The following is a 15,560-nucleotide window of genomic DNA, read 5'->3' as shown; positions in this document are numbered from 1 at the left end:
TCAATTTAAAGAAATAAAAATATAATGGAGATGCTATTCAGCGAATGTGCTACCAATCTTGGGCGTTCGTACCAGCCATACTGGTTTTGACACTCTGATTCATAATACGGGCAGCAAAAGCATCACTATGGGGCTTGAGTTGTGATTGTTGTGCTTCAATAAGTGCTAAGTCATTAGTGCTCAGTACTTCTTGCATTAGTTGTATTTGATCAGCCAGTGATTGCTGCTCTTCAGAAGATAGCAAAGCTGCAAACTCATTAAGTGCCGATTGTAGTGCTAATATTTCACGCTCAGCCTCTACTTTGGTTTCGATTAAAGAGCGGGCATTTTTGTCTTCTTCTGCATGCTTAAAGCCTGCAATCAGTAACTGCTCTTTTTGTTCGTCTGATAACCCATAAGAAGGCACAATTTCAATCTTACTTTCTGTTTTGGTTGTGGTCTCTTGTGCGCTGACCGTTAGCTGACCATTGGCATCAATACTAAAGGTAACCTCAATACGGGCAAATCCAGCTTTCATAGAAGGAATGCCATACAACTCAAAGCGTCCAAGTGAGCGGCAGTTATCGACAGTTTCACGTTCACCCTGTACAACATGGATTACCATGCCTGTCTGACCATCTTGATAAGTCGTAAATACTTGACGTTTTTTAACAGGAATAGGCGTGTTACGTGGTATGAGCACTTCGACTAGGCCACCCATAGTCTCAAGACCAAGTGATAGCGGCGTCACATCTAGCAATAGTAGGTTATTGTCACTATCACCGTTGACCAGTTGATGCGCTGTCTGCGCCGCGCCTAGAGCGACTACTTCATCTGGGTTGAGGCGGCACAGCGGCTGTTTGGCAAAGAAATCAGTCACGACTTGCTGAATAGCAGGCATACGGGTTGAACCACCAACCAAGATAACTTCGTCCAAATCAGTACTAGAGAGTTTGGCATCACGTAGTACTTGCTCGCAGACACTTAAAGTACGGCGGCTAACAGGTTCTACGATAGTTAAGATGTCTGTACGGCTAAATACGCCTTGATAAGACTGAGTATTGACGACAATGTCGATATCGACTTGTTCACCATCAGTCAATGCTTGCTTATAAGCTTTAGCTTGTTGCGCAAGTATTGACTTGTCATGAAGACTGACATCTTTTGGATCGATATCCAATTGTTTGATAAGCCAATTGGTGATGAGGCGATCGATATCGTCACCACCTAGTGCACTGTTACCACCAGTGGCTAGTACTTCAAAGACGCCGTCAGTCAGCTTTAAGATAGAGACATCAAACGTACCGCCACCCAAATCGTAAATCAAATAGTAGCTTTCTTTTTCGCTAGCTTCTGTGGCCTGATCAAGACCATAAGCGACAGCAGCAGCAGTTGGCTCGTTGAGTAAACGCAGTACCTTGATACCAGCTGCTTGAGCTGCATCTTTGGTCGCTTGACGCTGCGCTTCATCGAAGTAAGCAGGTACGGTAATGACAGCACCTTCGATACTATCTTCAGGAAGTGCGCTTGCTGCACGTTGCTCAAGCGCTGCTAGTATACGGGCAGAAACCTCAACAGGAGACACTTCACCTTGAGCGGTAACAAAAGCTGGCATGTCATCTTTATTGCCACTTAATTCGTAAGGATGAGAGAATTTGATATCTGCTTGGCTACGACCCATAAAGCGCTTAGCCGAGACAATCGTATTTTTTGGATCATCCGCTAAGTGGGACAGGGCATTATAGCCGACCAATGGCTTGCCTGTACTTGGGTAATAAACAACAGACGGTAACAAGGTATCAGTGTTGGTATCTGCTTCTAACACTTGCGCCTTGCCTGAACGTACTACAGCGACCAACGAGCGTGTGGTGCCAAGATCGATTCCTAAACCAAAACGATGCTGGTGAGGTTGGGCACTTTGATTGGGTTCGGCAATTTGCATTAAAGACATAAAATAACTCAAAGATAAAATAAATAAGTGAAATGGAGCAAATATAGCACATGCAATATGAGCATTTAACGTCTGTAATCTCACTCCAAAGATAATAAGTTCTGGCTGTCTGGCGTACTTGAATTCAGAGATTATACGGTATAGTTGATACTATTTTAACCAAATATTCAGAACTTGGTTTTTAAGTAAAATACAAAACCACAGGTATTTAGACGTATAGGTCATCATCATCTGAATGCGCTGCAGCTGCAACGTCATCAAGACCAGTCGTGACATCTGCATTTAACTTGACCAAAAACTTCAATTTTTGTGTCGCATCAATCGCCGTTTGCCAATCTTGGCTGTCATAAGCATGGCTAAAGCGCTCGGATTGTTTTGCGAGACGCTCTGTGATTTGAGGATGTAACTGCTGCAAAGCTGGAAGATCTTTGCCTTCAATAGCGTCATCCAGATCCATTCGCATTTGCATCGCATCTTCTAAAAAATCTAAATCTGCAATTGAATGCTCTAGATTTTGAGCTTGATCTGCTATGTCTAATAGATAACTAGCACGACTATCAGGTGAGCTGAGCGTTTGATAAGCTTGATTAATCAATGCTGAATATTTTTCAGACTGTAACTGTGCTTGGGCCATGTCGGCTTGGTTTTTGGCAACATTGTCAGGATGATAACGTTTTTGTAGCAGACGTAGATGTTGATCGAGACTGTGTTGATTGACTTCAAATTTTACTGTTTGCTCGAATAAGGCAAAGAAGTTATCAAACTGTGCTTCTGGTGTGATGTCTGTCATATCATACGCCTTGCTTTTCTGTTTGTTTGAAATGTCTGGTTGATTTTCTATCACTGAGTCTGCAATCTGGATTGCAGCGTAGACTGTTTACTGTTTTTCGAGCGTAAAGGTTGTAAGGGTTAAATCATTAAACTGTAAATGACTCACCGCAACCACATTCGCCTTTTTGATTAGGGTTACTGAACTTAAAGCCTTCGTTGAGACCTTCTTTTTCATAATCCATCAACAAACCATCTAAATATACCAAGCTTTTAGGATCAATAAAGATGCTAACGTCTCGGCTTTCATAACGTGTGTCATTTTCGTCAGGGGTATCTACAAACTCTAAAACATAAGCTAGACCTGAGCAACCCGCTGTGCGGATACCGACTCGAATGCCTTCACCTTTGCCGCGATTGTCCAAAAAGTCTCGAACATGCTGAGCGGCGCGTTCTGTCATTTCAATCATGCCAACTCCCATTGACTATTAATTATAAGTATCAATAAAAAAATCTATATAGATTGGCAACTGAAATTACGAGATTGCCAAGATAATATGCTAGCGGCTCTTAGAAAATAAAAGGTGACAATTACATAAGTGTCATTGTCACCTTTTTGGCATCAGTAGCTGTTTAACGTGTTGCTACTATAGCACTGCTCATGCCACACAGCACATAGGCTAGTGAGTCTAGCCTTAGATAACAGCTTCTTCGGTTACTGCTGCCTTACCTTTATAATCGCTAATAGCAGCTTTGATGGCATCTTCTGCAAGTACAGAGCAATGTACTTTCACTGGTGGTAATGCCAATTCTTCAGCAATGTGACTGTTCTTGATTTCACCAGCTTGGTCTAGACTCTTGCCTTTTAGCCACTCAGTAACAAGCGAGCTTGAAGCAATAGCTGAACCGCAGCCATAAGTTTTAAAGCGGGCATCTTCGATAATACCTTTGTCATCTACTTGGATCTGTAGACGCATTACATCGCCACATGCTGGAGCACCGACCATGCCGGTACCAACATTTTTGGCGTTTTTATCAAGGTTGCCAACGTTGCGTGGGTTTTCGTAATGATCAATAACTTGGTCGCTATAGGCCATGGGGTTTTCTCCTAGTTAGATAATGAGCAGCAGCTGATTGGTTTGAACGCTTATGCTCATTGATAATTGGGGTCAAACACTTAATCTTAATTGTCTGATCAATCGGTTAATGGCTATGTTTGATAACCATATCTTCGTTTTTGGTAATTTTAGTGCTCAGCCCATTCGACTGAATCTAAATCAACACCATCTTGGTACATGTCCCAAAGTGGTGATAGGGCACGTAATTTGTCAACGGCTTCATGCATTTGCTTAATAACGGTATCAATGTCTTCTTCAGTCGTATAACGGCCAAAGCTAAAGCGAATAGAACTATGTGCCAATTCATCTGGACGGCCAATAGCACGTAATACATATGATGGCTCAAGCGTCGCTGAAGTACAGGCTGAGCCTGATGATACAGCTAAATCTTTAAGTGACATCATTAGTGACTCACCTTCAACGAAGTTAAAGCTGATGTTCACAATGTTAGGAACGCTATGCTCTAAATCACCGTTCAGGTAGATCTCTTCAATATCTTGTAGACCATCCCACAATTTTTGACGTAGTTTGGCTGCATGGGCATTGTCTTCTTTGTAGCTGTCATTGGCTAGAGCAAATGCTGCGCCAAGGCCAACGATTTGATGCGTAGGCAAAGTACCTGAACGCATGCCACGCTCGTGACCACCACCATGTTGCTCAGCTTTTAGACGAATACGTGGCTTGCGGCTAACAAATAATGCACCGATACCTTTAGGACCGTAGGCTTTATGACCTGAGAAGCTCATCAAGTCGATTTTCATCTCTGCAAGATCGATCAATACTTTACCAACTGATTGCGCGCCATCCACATGGAAGACCACATTAGCTTCGCGAGTGATTTCACCAATTGCGGTCACGTCTGTAAGCGTACCAAGCTCATTGTTCACCATCATAAGTGATACTAAGATTGTATCCTCACGTAGCGCTTCTTTAACTTGTTCTGGTAAGATTAGCCCAGTGCTTGGTTGTGGCTCAAGATAAGTGATTTCAAAACCTTCTTGCTCAAGCTCACGGCAGGTATCTAGTACCGCTTTGTGTTCAATTTTACTGGTGATAATGTGCTTACCACGAGACTGATAGAAATGTGCAGCACCTTTAATGGCTAGGTTATCAGATTCAGTCGCACCAGAGGTAAAGACGATTTCGCGTGGATCAGCATTAATGACTTCAGCCACTTGTTGACGAGCTGTCTCTACTGCTTCTTCTGCTTGCCAGCCGTAACCATGCGAGCGCGAGGCTGGATTACCAAAGATACCGTCTACAGTCAAATACTCGCTCATTTTAGCAGCTACTGATTTAGCAACTGGGGTAGTGGCGGCATAATCTAAGTATATAAGGTTGTTATGTTGGCTCATGCTGGGTTTGCCTCGCTGTTCGATAGAGTAATAGTGTTGATGTCTTTTATGGAAATCTCTTTAGTAGAGCTGTGCTGGCGTTCTGAAACTGACTGCACGTTTTCCATATCTAATAATTGTGCTAATGTTATATTATTCAAGTACTGTTCGATATGATTTGACAGTGCACACCACAAATCATGGGTTAAGCACATTGTACCACCTTGGCAATCACCACGTCCTTCACACTGCATAGCATTTACAGACTCATCGACGGCAGATATGATGCTCATCACATCTATTTCATCTAGTGGTTTAGCCAAATGGTAACCGCCGGCTGCACCGCGAATACTGGTAACGAGTCCACGTTTGCGAAGTTTGGAGAATAATTGCTCAAGATAAGAGATAGAAATCGACTGCCGTTTGGCTATATCAGATAAGGATACCGCACTTTCTTGTTGGCTGGTTTGCAGTGCCAAATCTAGTAACGCAGTAACGGCATACCTGCCTCGAGTAGTCAAACGCATGTGTTATCTCCAAACTGTTATGTCATTTTAGTTAACAACGATCTTAGCGAAATGATATCTGCAATAGCTCATATAAACATACAAGTTACTGATATAAATCATATGACAGCTAAGTTGTGTCTTATCGTTATTAAACAACAGATGATTGACCCGATGTGTGCAACGATTGGACCAATTATACTTAATCCCGAGTAATTTAGTCAAGATTAAAGTGTGGTTGAATGGTTAATCTAGCTTATTACTATGATTGATAAAAACAATGGTATTCAGAAGGAGTTTGAGAGCCAGTCAATTGGGATCCCTATAGGTACTGCTATCAGAGTTTTGAAACTGTCAAAGATTGAGATAATGAATAAGCAAAAAAATGGCTGATATCCTATGTTAGGTATCAGCCGTTTTTTATTATTAAGCTATTTTGCTAAGTTATAAAGCACCGTTAAGATTAATTCATCAATAACGCAATAATAGCAATAATCATAATGACAAGAGCAGCGACCGTCACAATGACAAGCATCTTTTGCTTACTCTGTAATTCTTTGACGGTGGTTTCAAGCTCACGGTTTTTGATAGTAAGTGTGTTTATTTGGGTTTGTTGCTCTTTAATACGTAATTTATAGTTTTCCTTTTTTTCTGCTAGGTCAGCTTCAGTTGGCTTGGACTTACCTTTGCCACCTTTTATTTTTTTGAGCAAACCTTGTATCAAGCTGCCGAGACCGAGTTGCATAATGAATTGCTTGACCAACTGTACTTGTACAGACTCACCGCGCATTTGTAGTTTTTCAGTGGTTCCGCTGTCGTGAGTGGTTATGGCATTGATGACTTGAAGGCTGTAAGCATTAATGATGACATCAGGTTCGGTACGGTCGATAGGCAGCTGGGCATCTAACAGTACGCCTTTAGTGCTAAAAGTCGCAAAAATTTCAACATGTGGCAAGTACAGACGTAACGCCACAACTGTGCCTTGCTTAGCAAGTGGATAAGCTGCTCTACGCAGTTCAGGATCTAAACGTAACAATAATGTCAGCGCTGACTCGATGAACACCAGAATGATATTAGAAAAAGAGTGAGACAACGTAGAACGCTTCATGTAAATAATCCGTTTTTTTATTTGGCAAATTATAGGCAAAAGACAATCAAGGGTCAAAATCGACGCAAAATGTGCAGTAATATTTTGCTTATAGTAACGCCTTTATAATAAAAAGTAACGTTAGTTTCTGTCAGTTGGTCAATTATTACTTTACAATTTGTTAGGCAATAAAGACACTAGTGTTTGTGACTGATGCTACATTAATGTGACCTGACCAGCGTTAAACGATAAGATAGCATATAGCTGTATATTTAAGATAAGGTCACATTAGTTGAACATTGTGCCTTGATAGAACAGTTGCAGATACTTTGCGTAACATTGAGTGTCAAATACGTAGTGTAGTGAACAAAAATATGTAAAATCGCTTGCGCTCCTTATGCTGCCTTGATATAAAGACGATAACAAAGCGAAACCTGTTAATACGTCAGTCAGGCGGTTTTTATTGCTTAAATGCTATGAGAGCGTTACAATGCTTGGCGTGAGCGTTTATTATCCCCCTTAAACTTGAAGGAAATTTTATGAATAAGTCAGAATTAATTGATAGCATCGCAGACAAAAGTGGTCTAAACAAAACCCAAGCTGGTGATGCATTGAATGCTGTTATGGAAAGTGTTGGTGAAGCGCTAGAAGCTGGCGATAGCATCTCATTAGTTGGTTTTGGTACTTTCAGCGTAAAAGACCGTAAAGCGCGTACTGGCCGTAACCCTAAGACTGGTGAAGAGCTTAGCATCCCTGCAAGCAAAGTACCAAGCTTCAAAGCTGGTAAAAACTTAAAAGAGCGCTTGAACTAAGCCATACTATTGTCAGTAAGTGCTATGTCATGACGTAATATACGAATAAACATGGCGTTTACCAATAGTAAAGTAATAGATGATTTAGAGTATGGTTTAACGTCATATTTTGAGTCATAAAAAAGCACCTAATATTTGGGTGCTTTTTTTATTGCGATAGTTTGTATCATACAACGTGAATATTTTGAGTCTATACCAAAAATCACGTATCATAGGGCGCGCGATAGATGCGTTGTTGAAACTAGGCTGCTTTAGTCAGTCTTGCCCTTCTATATAAAATGCACACGCGCTTACTTTTACCATTGCCTGCTTAGATAGCATTCATATTACAATGGTTTTTCATCAATATAGGTTAATACAGCAGAGATAACTATGGATAAATTGCGCGATTTCTTAAAAAGCTGGCCAGGTCGCATTTTATTGATTTTATGCCTATCGCCACTCGCTCTATTGGGTGTCGAAAGTTACTTTGGCGGTGGAGTTGATCCCAACCAAGTCGCTCAGGTAGGTGACGCAAGCGTAGGGCTGACCGAATACCAGTCTGCTGTCAATAGCCGTCGTACTGAAATATTAGAACAAGTTGAGGATGCCAGTCTATTAAATGAAGATGTGTTGCACGAGCAAGTGCTAAAAGGTCTTATTGATCGTACGCTACTAGAGCAGCAAGCAGGAAAGCTTGGTATGACGGTTTCCGATGACACAATCAATCGTTTATTGCGTCAAGAAGAAGTCTTTCAGGATGCTGATGGTAATTTTTCTAACGATCAATTTGCGAACTTTTTGCGTCAGCGCGGTATGACAAAGAACCAACTGTTTGCTGAGTTTCGCAATCAGTTAAGCTTGGATCAGCTTAATGCTAGTATCGTTGGTACGGCAGTGTATCCAATGCAAGCGGTCAGTCAATTGATTGATTTGCAGCTTGAGTCGCGCAATGTTTGGTTGCATCGTTTTAATTGGCAAGACTACACCGATCAGGTTAAGTTGAGCAAAAATGACATACAAGCTTACTATGATGCTAATAAAGAGACGCTAAAAAGCGCGGCAATGGTCGATTTGGCTTATTTGCAACTCAGTCCTCAAACCATTCAGGTGACAGACGTTACAACAGAAGATCTACAGCAGCAATATGAAGCCTATAAGCAAGAGCAAGCCATCGTCGATGAGCGTCAAGTTAGTCAGATTCTATTGGCAGGTGATGATGCTAAGGCACGAGCAAATACGGTTAAAGCGCGTCTAGATAAAGGGGAGTCATTTGTATCATTGGCCAAATCAGAGTCAGATGACCCATCAGGAGAGACGGGTGGTAGTATTGGTCGCTTTAATCCTTCTGTATTCGGTAATGACGCTACAGCTGTTGAAAAAGCTTTAGAAGGATTGAGTGTTGGTGATATCACAGCACCTATCAAGACTAGCTTTGGCTATCAGATATTTACGGTAACCGAAGACAATGGTAGTAAAATACCGACTTTAGAGAGCATGCGTGATGATTTAACAGCCAAGGCGACAGAGTATAAGCGTCAAGAAATGTATGCTGATAAAGTGACAGCAATTAATGACATGGCAGCAGATGGCTTTAGCATTGAAGACATTGCTCAACAAGAGAACGTGACATTGAAACGTCTCAAAGATTATCGCAAAGAGAACAACAAATCAGTACTGTCGCAACCTGCAGTGATCAAACAAGCTTTTGATGAGTTTACCATTCAGGATCAAGCAGTGACTGCTGGTATCGAAGTGGGTAACGGTACAGTATGGGTACAGCCAAGTAATTATCGTCCTACCAAAACGCTTGCTTTATCTGCCGCTACGCCAAGAATTACCCAGATACTACGTCAACAGAAAGCCACAGCATTGGCATTGAAAGAAGCTAAATCCTTAGTCGCGGGTATCAAAACGTCAGCTGATATTAGCAAGCAGCCAATCAGTCTTCAGTCATTGGGTGCAGTGAATCGTCAAACGACGCTATTGACAGAAAAAGAGCGTGGATTGGCTTTCAGTCAGCAAGCGGCTAATAATGGTGTAGTTGCTGTCGCGAGCGAAACTGAAACGGGTGCTACTCTGTTGGTTGGTGATCGTATTAAGACAGAGCCACAGTCGCCATTATCTGATGCACAAAGAGCGCAAACGGCTAGTATTATTCGTGATAACTTAGGTCAGGATCAGTTACAAGACTATTTAGATTATCTACGCTTGGTGTATAAAGTTGAGATTAACGAAGCTAATATGTCGAATGCGCAAGGGCGCTAAAAATCAGGAATTGAGGGTAATATGATGTAATTGCTAAATCATATTTTCTAAATACCCTTATTAAATTTGACGTACAAAAAAGCCACTATCTATAGTGGCTTTTTTAATGGCTATTGCTTTTATTATAATCATAAGAATGTAGCATTAACAGCAGTATACAATTTAGTACGGCTATTAATGCCAGTTTTCAAAGTGATACCAGACAGTTTAATGGCGGAAATGGCGCATACCAGTGAAGACCATTGCAATGCCATGCTCATTGGCTGCAGCGATGGTTTCGTCATCACGCATAGAGCCACCTGGCTGGATAATAGCAGAGATGCCTACGGCAGCAGCGTTATCGATACCATCACGGAACGGGAAGAACGCGTCTGACGCCATAACAGCACCTTCAGTCGCTAATCCAGCATGCTCTGCTTTGATAGCAGCGATACGAGCTGAGTTAACGCGGCTCATCTGACCTGCGCCAACACCGATAGTGCGTTGACCTTTGGCATAGACGATGGCATTAGATTTGACGTATTTTGCTACGTTCCAGCTGAACAGTAGATCTGCAATCTGTGCTTCAGTTGGTTGTACATCAGTAACGATTTTTAGATCATTGGCAGTAATCAAACCAAGATCTTGCTCTTGCACGAGTAGACCACCATTAACGCGTTTATAGTCTAGCTGAATATCGCGTTGATCTGGTGCTGGTAGCTCGCCGCATACCAATACACGTACGTTTTTCTTAGCCGCAGTCGCTTCAAGCACACCATCTTCGATACTAGGTGCAATGATAACTTCTACAAATTGGTTGTCGATAATGGCTTTTGCTGCTGCAAGCGTCAATGGGCGGTTAAAGGCAATGATACCACCGAAAGAAGATTCAGGATCGGTACTGAAGGCTGTGTTATAAGCAGCTACTTGGTCATTATCAACTGCCACGCCGCAAGGGTTTGCATGCTTGACGATAACGCAAGCAGGCGTACTAAAGGCTTTTATGCACTCAAGAGCTGCATCAGTATCAGCGATATTGTTATAAGACAAGGCTTTACCTTGAAGCTGCTTGGCAGTTGCTATAGAGGCTTGCTTGCTCTTTAGTGGCTGGTTTTCTATATAGAAGGCAGCGTTTTGATGTGGGTTCTCACCGTAGCGTAGGTCTTGGACTTTTTCAAGTTGTACATTGAACGTACGTGAGAAGTTTTCTGCTTCCTGGTTTTCGTTCACACGACTACCCAAGAAATTGGCAATCATACCGTCGTACTGTGCCGTATGCTCAAAAGCCTTCACTGCCAAGTCATAGCGTAGAGCTGTTGTCAATGCAGTACCATCACCTAGAGCGGTAAGGATGCGGTCATAATCAGCAGGATCAGTCACGATACCTACATGGGCGTGATTTTTGGCAGCTGAACGAACCATGGTAGGGCCGCCGATATCGATGTTTTCGATAGCATCGTTCATCGTGACATCAGCACGAGCAATCGTTTCAGCAAACGGATATAAATTCACCACCACCAAATCAATACGGTCAATGGCGTGCTCACTCATGACAGCATCGTCTTTACCACGGCGTCCTAAGATACCACCATGAATTTTAGGGTGTAGTGTTTTAACACGACCGTCCATCATTTCAGGGAAACCGGTATAGTCTGATACCTCTGTCACATCAACGTTGTTTTCTGTGAGTAACCGATAAGTACCGCCAGTAGAGAGTAAGCCAAAGCCTGCTTTAATAAGGCCCTGAGCAAATTCAACGATATTAGATTTATCGGAGACCGATAACAATGCAAGTGGGGTAGTACTCATAAAAAAACTTCCATAAAAAAAGCCTGACGTAAACGTCTGGCAAGGTGATGAAGACAATTATTGCAAACAGTATCACAATGGATAATGTCAGGAATATTAAATTGCCATGCATAATGATGGTTGTTAAAGATAAGTGCGCTCATAGAGCAAGGGCTACATTAAGTCATAAGTTTTGAGTTTTTTGCGTAAAGTGCCACGGTTTAGACCTAGGATTTGCGCACATTTGGTTTGATTGCCCCGAGTTTTTTCAAGGACGACAGATAAGAGCGGTTCTTCTATTTGTTTTAGGATGAGCTCGTATAAGTCGGTGGGTGTCTCATCGCCTAGCATCGCAAAATACTGTCGTACCACACGCTCAACATGTACTCGTAGCGGCTCATGCGTATTACTCGCATAGCTGTCTACTGACGCATTAAAGTGGTGAGTCGGCTGAGGGTGGTTTTCTTTATTATAATCGGCAGGATGCTCAGAGCTTGTAGCAAAATGATTGGCATAATGCTGTGCATGAGGCGCCATAAGATAATGTCCTTGGGATTAGGGAGAATCAAACCATAAGATATTGTGAGTATTATATCAAATTAATGTCGTCTAGCGCTGATATATTGGCAGTTATCTTAGTATTGGCGCTATTTACGAAAGCTCATTCTCAATAGTATGAATACAAACCTCTCTGACTGATAAGCATTAACTCAATGTTATAAGCTTCAATTTAGCTCAAAACTTAGTACAAAGGGCTAATGCTAACATCACGGATTTGTGTATTTGCAACGGGTATAGTAAAGAGTATCTGACGGTTACTGTCTGCAGCCAGTTGACTTTGCTTACTTAATAGATAGTCAGCTGGTGTAGCAATAAACTCGCCAATCAAAGCATCAGCACCATAGACGCTGACTTTAACATTTGGATATAGCTGAGTGCTTGCGCTTTGATTGTTTAATGTAGCACTTATATCGCTGAAATTACCCGTCGTTTTTATTTTGCTAGATCTATGATTGGCATTAGTGAGTGTCAGTGCATTTATATCGGCACTGGGTAAGCTACACGAAATAGCTGAACATATTGCTTGGAGTTTTTCAGCATGAGCAGGGTTTTTTACTAAGGTCTCTAAGTTAAAGATGACATATTGTGCAAAGAGTAATAGTGCCAATACCAAACATCCGAGTATCCACAATAACGATGCTGCTGAGCGTTTTCTGGACGTTGGTATAAATTGCTCTTGAGACTTTCTCATACGCTCGTCAATGGTTTTGTCTTCGTCTTTGAGTGGTACGCCCATATTGAGTAACAGTTGTGATAAGTCTGTATCGTCTTGTAGTATGTCTTGGTTTTTGTTTTGATCTTTAAGAAGCTTTTCGAGCCATGAGTTGTCAGTCGTATCATCGATATTAGCGTGAATATCATTAGAGACGGCTGAACTGATGCTTTTACTGGTTGTTTCAGAGGTGGTGCTTGATGGTTCATCAGATGCTGTTGAGGTATGATTGGCTTCGTTTATTTGATCTAACCACGCATCCATAATGTCTAGAGAGTCGTATTCTACAGAGGTGTCGTCTAATTCATCGGTATCCATGTCATCATAGATTAATATATCAGAGGAGATTTTTTTGGAAGGTTGTTTGTTGAGTGATGGTTTTGTGTCGTCAGAGCTCTTTTTATTGTGAATTTTAGATGTTTGTATAGAGTGCTTATTTGGAGTCGGCTTATCACTTTTAGGAATTATCGCCGTATCTACTTGAGAGGCTGATATCTTAGAAACATCAGGGTTTACAACAAGATGTTTGTTGACTAAAAAGCTTTGATGGCACTGATCGCAGATGACCATTGCATTGTCTTTATTGAGCTGATCTTGCTGTATTTGCAAGCAATTTTTGCAATGAGGGCACTGGGTCTGTATTGGCGTAGTCATAGGGTCGAATCCAAAAAAATATGGTTATCAATACCGCTTAGCCACTCAATAAAGGCTGCCTATGATGCTAATGCCATCATTCAAAAGCGTTTAAAAATCTATGAGTCATGAGCACGGATAGAGTGGCGTCAAACACAGGGTATCTGACTGCCCTCTATCGTAACAGATGTAATTAAATGTTGCTAGCCTGTAAATGTACCAGATAGACGTTGCCAATGTTGGTCTTCTTGCGCTGTAAAAGCATGTTTTGCATCAAGGGCAAAATAAGGCTGATAAGCATCAGTGACTTGGTCAGTTTGCGACTCTATCAAGCCTGCTAGTACGATTCTACCTTTTTGCGTGATTAAAGTCGCAAAATAAGGGGCTAGGCCAATTAATGGTTTTGCCAAGATATTTGCGACGATAACGTCTACTGGCAAGACAGCATTCTGTGAACAGTAATCTGTAAAATCTTCTGGTAAGAATGCTTGTAGACGGTCACCAACATCATTGCGTTCTGCATTTTGATTGGTTGCCAATACTGCTTGTGGATCGATATCAACTGCATAAACTTGGCGTGCACCCAATAGTAAAGCAGCAATGCCCAAAATACCTGAGCCACAACCATAATCAATGACCACTTTATCTTTTAAGTCTTGCTCTGTTAGCCAATCGAGACATAAGCGCGTGGTCGCATGATAGCCAGTACCAAAGGCCAGTCCAGGATCCATAATAATATTGGTCGCGTCAGGGTTCGGTGGTGTTAGCCAATTGGGTACGATCCATAGGTTATTGGCACATTCGATAGGATGGTAGTTACTCATCCACTCGCGTTCCCAGTCTTTGTCATCGACAGCACTCAGCCAAACACGGGTAGCTTGTACTTGAGCGGCGATTTCATGACTCAACTGCTCGACAGCCTGACGGTTGCCAGCATCAGTAGTTGCATCAAACAGCCCTGTTAGGATAACTTCATCCCATAGAGGCGATTCACCAGGTAATGGCTCAAACAAAGGCTGGTCACCTGCATCATCCAAGGCAATAGACAGTGCGCCTGCCTCTAGTAGTAGCGCCTCAGCCAAATCGACGTTTGCTTTTTCACATTGTAAATGTAGTTGTTGCCATGCCATAACGATAACCTTAAGCTAAATTAAATGTATATTTTGGATAAATGATGGGGTGTAGAATATAAAAAGTGAATAGATTACAAAGTTATAAACTTGGCATCTATCCACTTAGATATGTTTTGATATTAACGTAATGCTTGTTTTGCCTCACTGACGACACGTGAGTTACCTTGTGCCTGTCCTGACTGCAAAATGATTTGCCATAGCGCGCGTCTGCGATTGGCATCTTGAGAGACACTAAGACCACGGCGTGCCATTGCTTCTGCTTTACGAGGTTGGTTCTTTTTCAATGCCACTTGTGCTAAATAGAAATATACCGCTGATGATTTGGGTGCTAGGCGCTGTGCACGGGTAAAGCTGCTTTCAGCATTGGTCAATTGACCTGTTTTGAGCTGATTGATACCTGTCTGCATCAAACTGCGAAATGCTGGCAGGTTGCTATTGTTACTGGTCGCTTGTTGCGTTCGTTGCTGTGAGTTGCTTCTAGCACGTTCTAACAGTTCGCTATGTGATGGTATAGATGGCTCAGGGACTACGTACTCTTCACGAGAAGGAATAACGAAGACAGTATCAGGCTGAGTCGGTATAGGGTTGGATGGTACAAACACCGGAGACTCTTGAGTCAGTGGATTTGCCGATTCAACTGAACTATCAGGCTCGATTGGGTAATCGTTGCCATCATCCTCTTCATAGATAGGGTTCTGAGTCTCAGTAGACCTAGTAGGCGCAGACATGTCAGGCATTTGCGACGATGGGACAGTTTGAGAAGGGGCTGTCGTCATCGTAGTCGGCGCAGTCTGACAAGCGCTCAAACCCAACATGCTGATAAGTGCGCTGGTTACCAGTACAGCATTGGCTGAGGTAGGCATTTTAGGACTACCAATAATGGCTGGCTTGACTGACGTAGCGTGCTTCAGAGATAACAACATGTTGAGACCTTTTGTAATGTTTAAAAGCA

Annotated in this window: 14 protein-coding genes; 2 read left to right on the top strand and 12 right to left on the bottom strand. The window is 42.1% G+C overall.

Annotation, left to right across the window (positions count from 1 at the left end; all coding sequences use genetic code 11):
* Positions 1-49 precede the first annotated feature (49 nt).
* The 7 genes from hscA to ACZW67_RS02185 all read right to left on the bottom strand — a co-directional run bounded on the left by hscA (position 50) and on the right by ACZW67_RS02185 (position 6,764).
* A complete protein-coding gene (gene hscA, locus ACZW67_RS02215; protein ID WP_465181991.1) occupies positions 50-1,930 on the bottom strand; it encodes a Fe-S protein assembly chaperone HscA in 1,881 nt (626 codons plus the stop codon).
* 208 nt (positions 1,931-2,138) lie between these two features.
* The gene (hscB, locus tag ACZW67_RS02210) at positions 2,139-2,720 is read right to left on the bottom strand and encodes a Fe-S protein assembly co-chaperone HscB (protein ID WP_465181990.1); all 582 of its coding nucleotides are present in this window, start codon (positions 2,718-2,720) and stop codon (positions 2,139-2,141) included.
* A 127-nt stretch (positions 2,721-2,847) separates the two neighbouring features.
* Positions 2,848-3,168 (bottom strand): iron-sulfur cluster assembly protein IscA, encoded by a 321-nt coding sequence (gene iscA / locus ACZW67_RS02205; RefSeq protein WP_110922414.1) that lies wholly within the window; start codon positions 3,166-3,168, stop codon positions 2,848-2,850.
* Positions 3,169-3,393: 225 nt separating this feature from the next.
* Complete coding sequence (gene iscU / locus ACZW67_RS02200; RefSeq protein WP_465181989.1) at positions 3,394-3,795, bottom strand: Fe-S cluster assembly scaffold IscU; 402 nt, start codon at positions 3,793-3,795, stop codon at positions 3,394-3,396.
* 149 nt (positions 3,796-3,944) lie between these two features.
* The gene (locus ACZW67_RS02195; RefSeq protein WP_465181988.1) at positions 3,945-5,171 is read right to left on the bottom strand and encodes an IscS subfamily cysteine desulfurase; all 1,227 of its coding nucleotides are present in this window, start codon (positions 5,169-5,171) and stop codon (positions 3,945-3,947) included.
* Entirely contained in the window at positions 5,168-5,677 is a 510-nt protein-coding gene (locus tag ACZW67_RS02190; RefSeq protein WP_197132551.1) for an Rrf2 family transcriptional regulator, read from the bottom strand. Before ACZW67_RS02190 ends, ACZW67_RS02195 begins: the two co-directional genes overlap by 4 nt.
* Before the next feature lie 442 nt (positions 5,678-6,119).
* Positions 6,120-6,764, bottom strand: coding sequence for a hypothetical protein (locus ACZW67_RS02185; RefSeq protein WP_465181987.1), 645 nt, complete (start codon positions 6,762-6,764; stop codon positions 6,120-6,122).
* 518 nt (positions 6,765-7,282) lie between these two features.
* Between ACZW67_RS02185 and ACZW67_RS02180 the strand changes: the two genes are divergently transcribed.
* Together ACZW67_RS02180 and ACZW67_RS02175 are read left to right on the top strand one after the other, a co-directional pair.
* Positions 7,283-7,555, top strand: coding sequence for an HU family DNA-binding protein (locus ACZW67_RS02180; RefSeq protein ID WP_045445077.1), 273 nt, complete (start codon positions 7,283-7,285; stop codon positions 7,553-7,555).
* 372 nt (positions 7,556-7,927) lie between these two features.
* The gene (locus ACZW67_RS02175) at positions 7,928-9,802 is read left to right on the top strand and encodes a SurA N-terminal domain-containing protein (protein WP_465181986.1); all 1,875 of its coding nucleotides are present in this window, start codon (positions 7,928-7,930) and stop codon (positions 9,800-9,802) included.
* Positions 9,803-10,009: 207 nt separating this feature from the next.
* Here ACZW67_RS02175 and purH read toward each other — a convergent pair whose 3' ends face one another.
* The 5 genes from purH to ACZW67_RS02150 all read right to left on the bottom strand — a co-directional run bounded on the left by purH (position 10,010) and on the right by ACZW67_RS02150 (position 15,531).
* Positions 10,010-11,590, bottom strand: a complete 1,581-nt coding sequence (gene purH / locus ACZW67_RS02170) for a bifunctional phosphoribosylaminoimidazolecarboxamide formyltransferase/IMP cyclohydrolase (RefSeq protein WP_465181985.1) — start codon at positions 11,588-11,590, stop codon at positions 10,010-10,012.
* 153 nt (positions 11,591-11,743) lie between these two features.
* A complete protein-coding gene (fis, locus tag ACZW67_RS02165) occupies positions 11,744-12,106 on the bottom strand; it encodes a DNA-binding transcriptional regulator Fis (RefSeq protein ID WP_465181984.1) in 363 nt (120 codons plus the stop codon).
* 205 nt (positions 12,107-12,311) lie between these two features.
* On the bottom strand, positions 12,312-13,496 hold the full coding sequence (locus ACZW67_RS02160; protein ID WP_465181983.1) for a DUF3426 domain-containing protein: 1,185 nt from the start codon (positions 13,494-13,496) through the stop codon (positions 12,312-12,314).
* Positions 13,497-13,678: 182 nt separating this feature from the next.
* Complete coding sequence (prmA, locus tag ACZW67_RS02155; RefSeq protein ID WP_465181982.1) at positions 13,679-14,605, bottom strand: 50S ribosomal protein L11 methyltransferase; 927 nt, start codon at positions 14,603-14,605, stop codon at positions 13,679-13,681.
* Positions 14,606-14,727: 122 nt separating this feature from the next.
* On the bottom strand, positions 14,728-15,531 hold the full coding sequence (locus tag ACZW67_RS02150; protein WP_465181981.1) for a tetratricopeptide repeat protein: 804 nt from the start codon (positions 15,529-15,531) through the stop codon (positions 14,728-14,730).
* Between the last annotated feature and the right edge of the window lie 29 nt (positions 15,532-15,560).

Source organism: Psychrobacter sp. TPE 89C, assembly GCF_055522395.1.
The sequence above is the reverse complement of the archived record's forward strand: the minus strand, read 5'-3'. Positions and strand labels throughout refer to the sequence as shown.

Bases quoted from the DNA above. Each gene is read 5' to 3' on its own strand.
- hscA (WP_465181991.1), bottom strand. From the start codon at position 1,930: ATGTCTTTAATGCAAATTGCCGAACCCAATCAAAGTGCCCAACCTCAC.
- hscB (WP_465181990.1), bottom strand. From the start codon at position 2,720: ATGACAGACATCACACCAGAAGCACAGTTTGATAACTTCTTTGCCTTA.
- iscA (WP_110922414.1), bottom strand. From the start codon at position 3,168: ATGATTGAAATGACAGAACGCGCCGCTCAGCATGTTCGAGACTTTTTG.
- iscU (WP_465181989.1), bottom strand. From the start codon at position 3,795: ATGGCCTATAGCGACCAAGTTATTGATCATTACGAAAACCCACGCAAC.
- ACZW67_RS02195 (WP_465181988.1), bottom strand. From the start codon at position 5,171: ATGAGCCAACATAACAACCTTATATACTTAGATTATGCCGCCACTACC.
- ACZW67_RS02190 (WP_197132551.1), bottom strand. From the start codon at position 5,677: ATGCGTTTGACTACTCGAGGCAGGTATGCCGTTACTGCGTTACTAGAT.
- ACZW67_RS02185 (WP_465181987.1), bottom strand. From the start codon at position 6,764: ATGAAGCGTTCTACGTTGTCTCACTCTTTTTCTAATATCATTCTGGTG.
- ACZW67_RS02180 (WP_045445077.1), top strand. From the start codon at position 7,283: ATGAATAAGTCAGAATTAATTGATAGCATCGCAGACAAAAGTGGTCTA.
- ACZW67_RS02175 (WP_465181986.1), top strand. From the start codon at position 7,928: ATGGATAAATTGCGCGATTTCTTAAAAAGCTGGCCAGGTCGCATTTTA.
- purH (WP_465181985.1), bottom strand. From the start codon at position 11,590: ATGAGTACTACCCCACTTGCATTGTTATCGGTCTCCGATAAATCTAAT.
- fis (WP_465181984.1), bottom strand. From the start codon at position 12,106: ATGGCGCCTCATGCACAGCATTATGCCAATCATTTTGCTACAAGCTCT.
- ACZW67_RS02160 (WP_465181983.1), bottom strand. From the start codon at position 13,496: ATGACTACGCCAATACAGACCCAGTGCCCTCATTGCAAAAATTGCTTG.
- prmA (WP_465181982.1), bottom strand. From the start codon at position 14,605: ATGGCATGGCAACAACTACATTTACAATGTGAAAAAGCAAACGTCGAT.
- ACZW67_RS02150 (WP_465181981.1), bottom strand. From the start codon at position 15,531: ATGTTGTTATCTCTGAAGCACGCTACGTCAGTCAAGCCAGCCATTATT.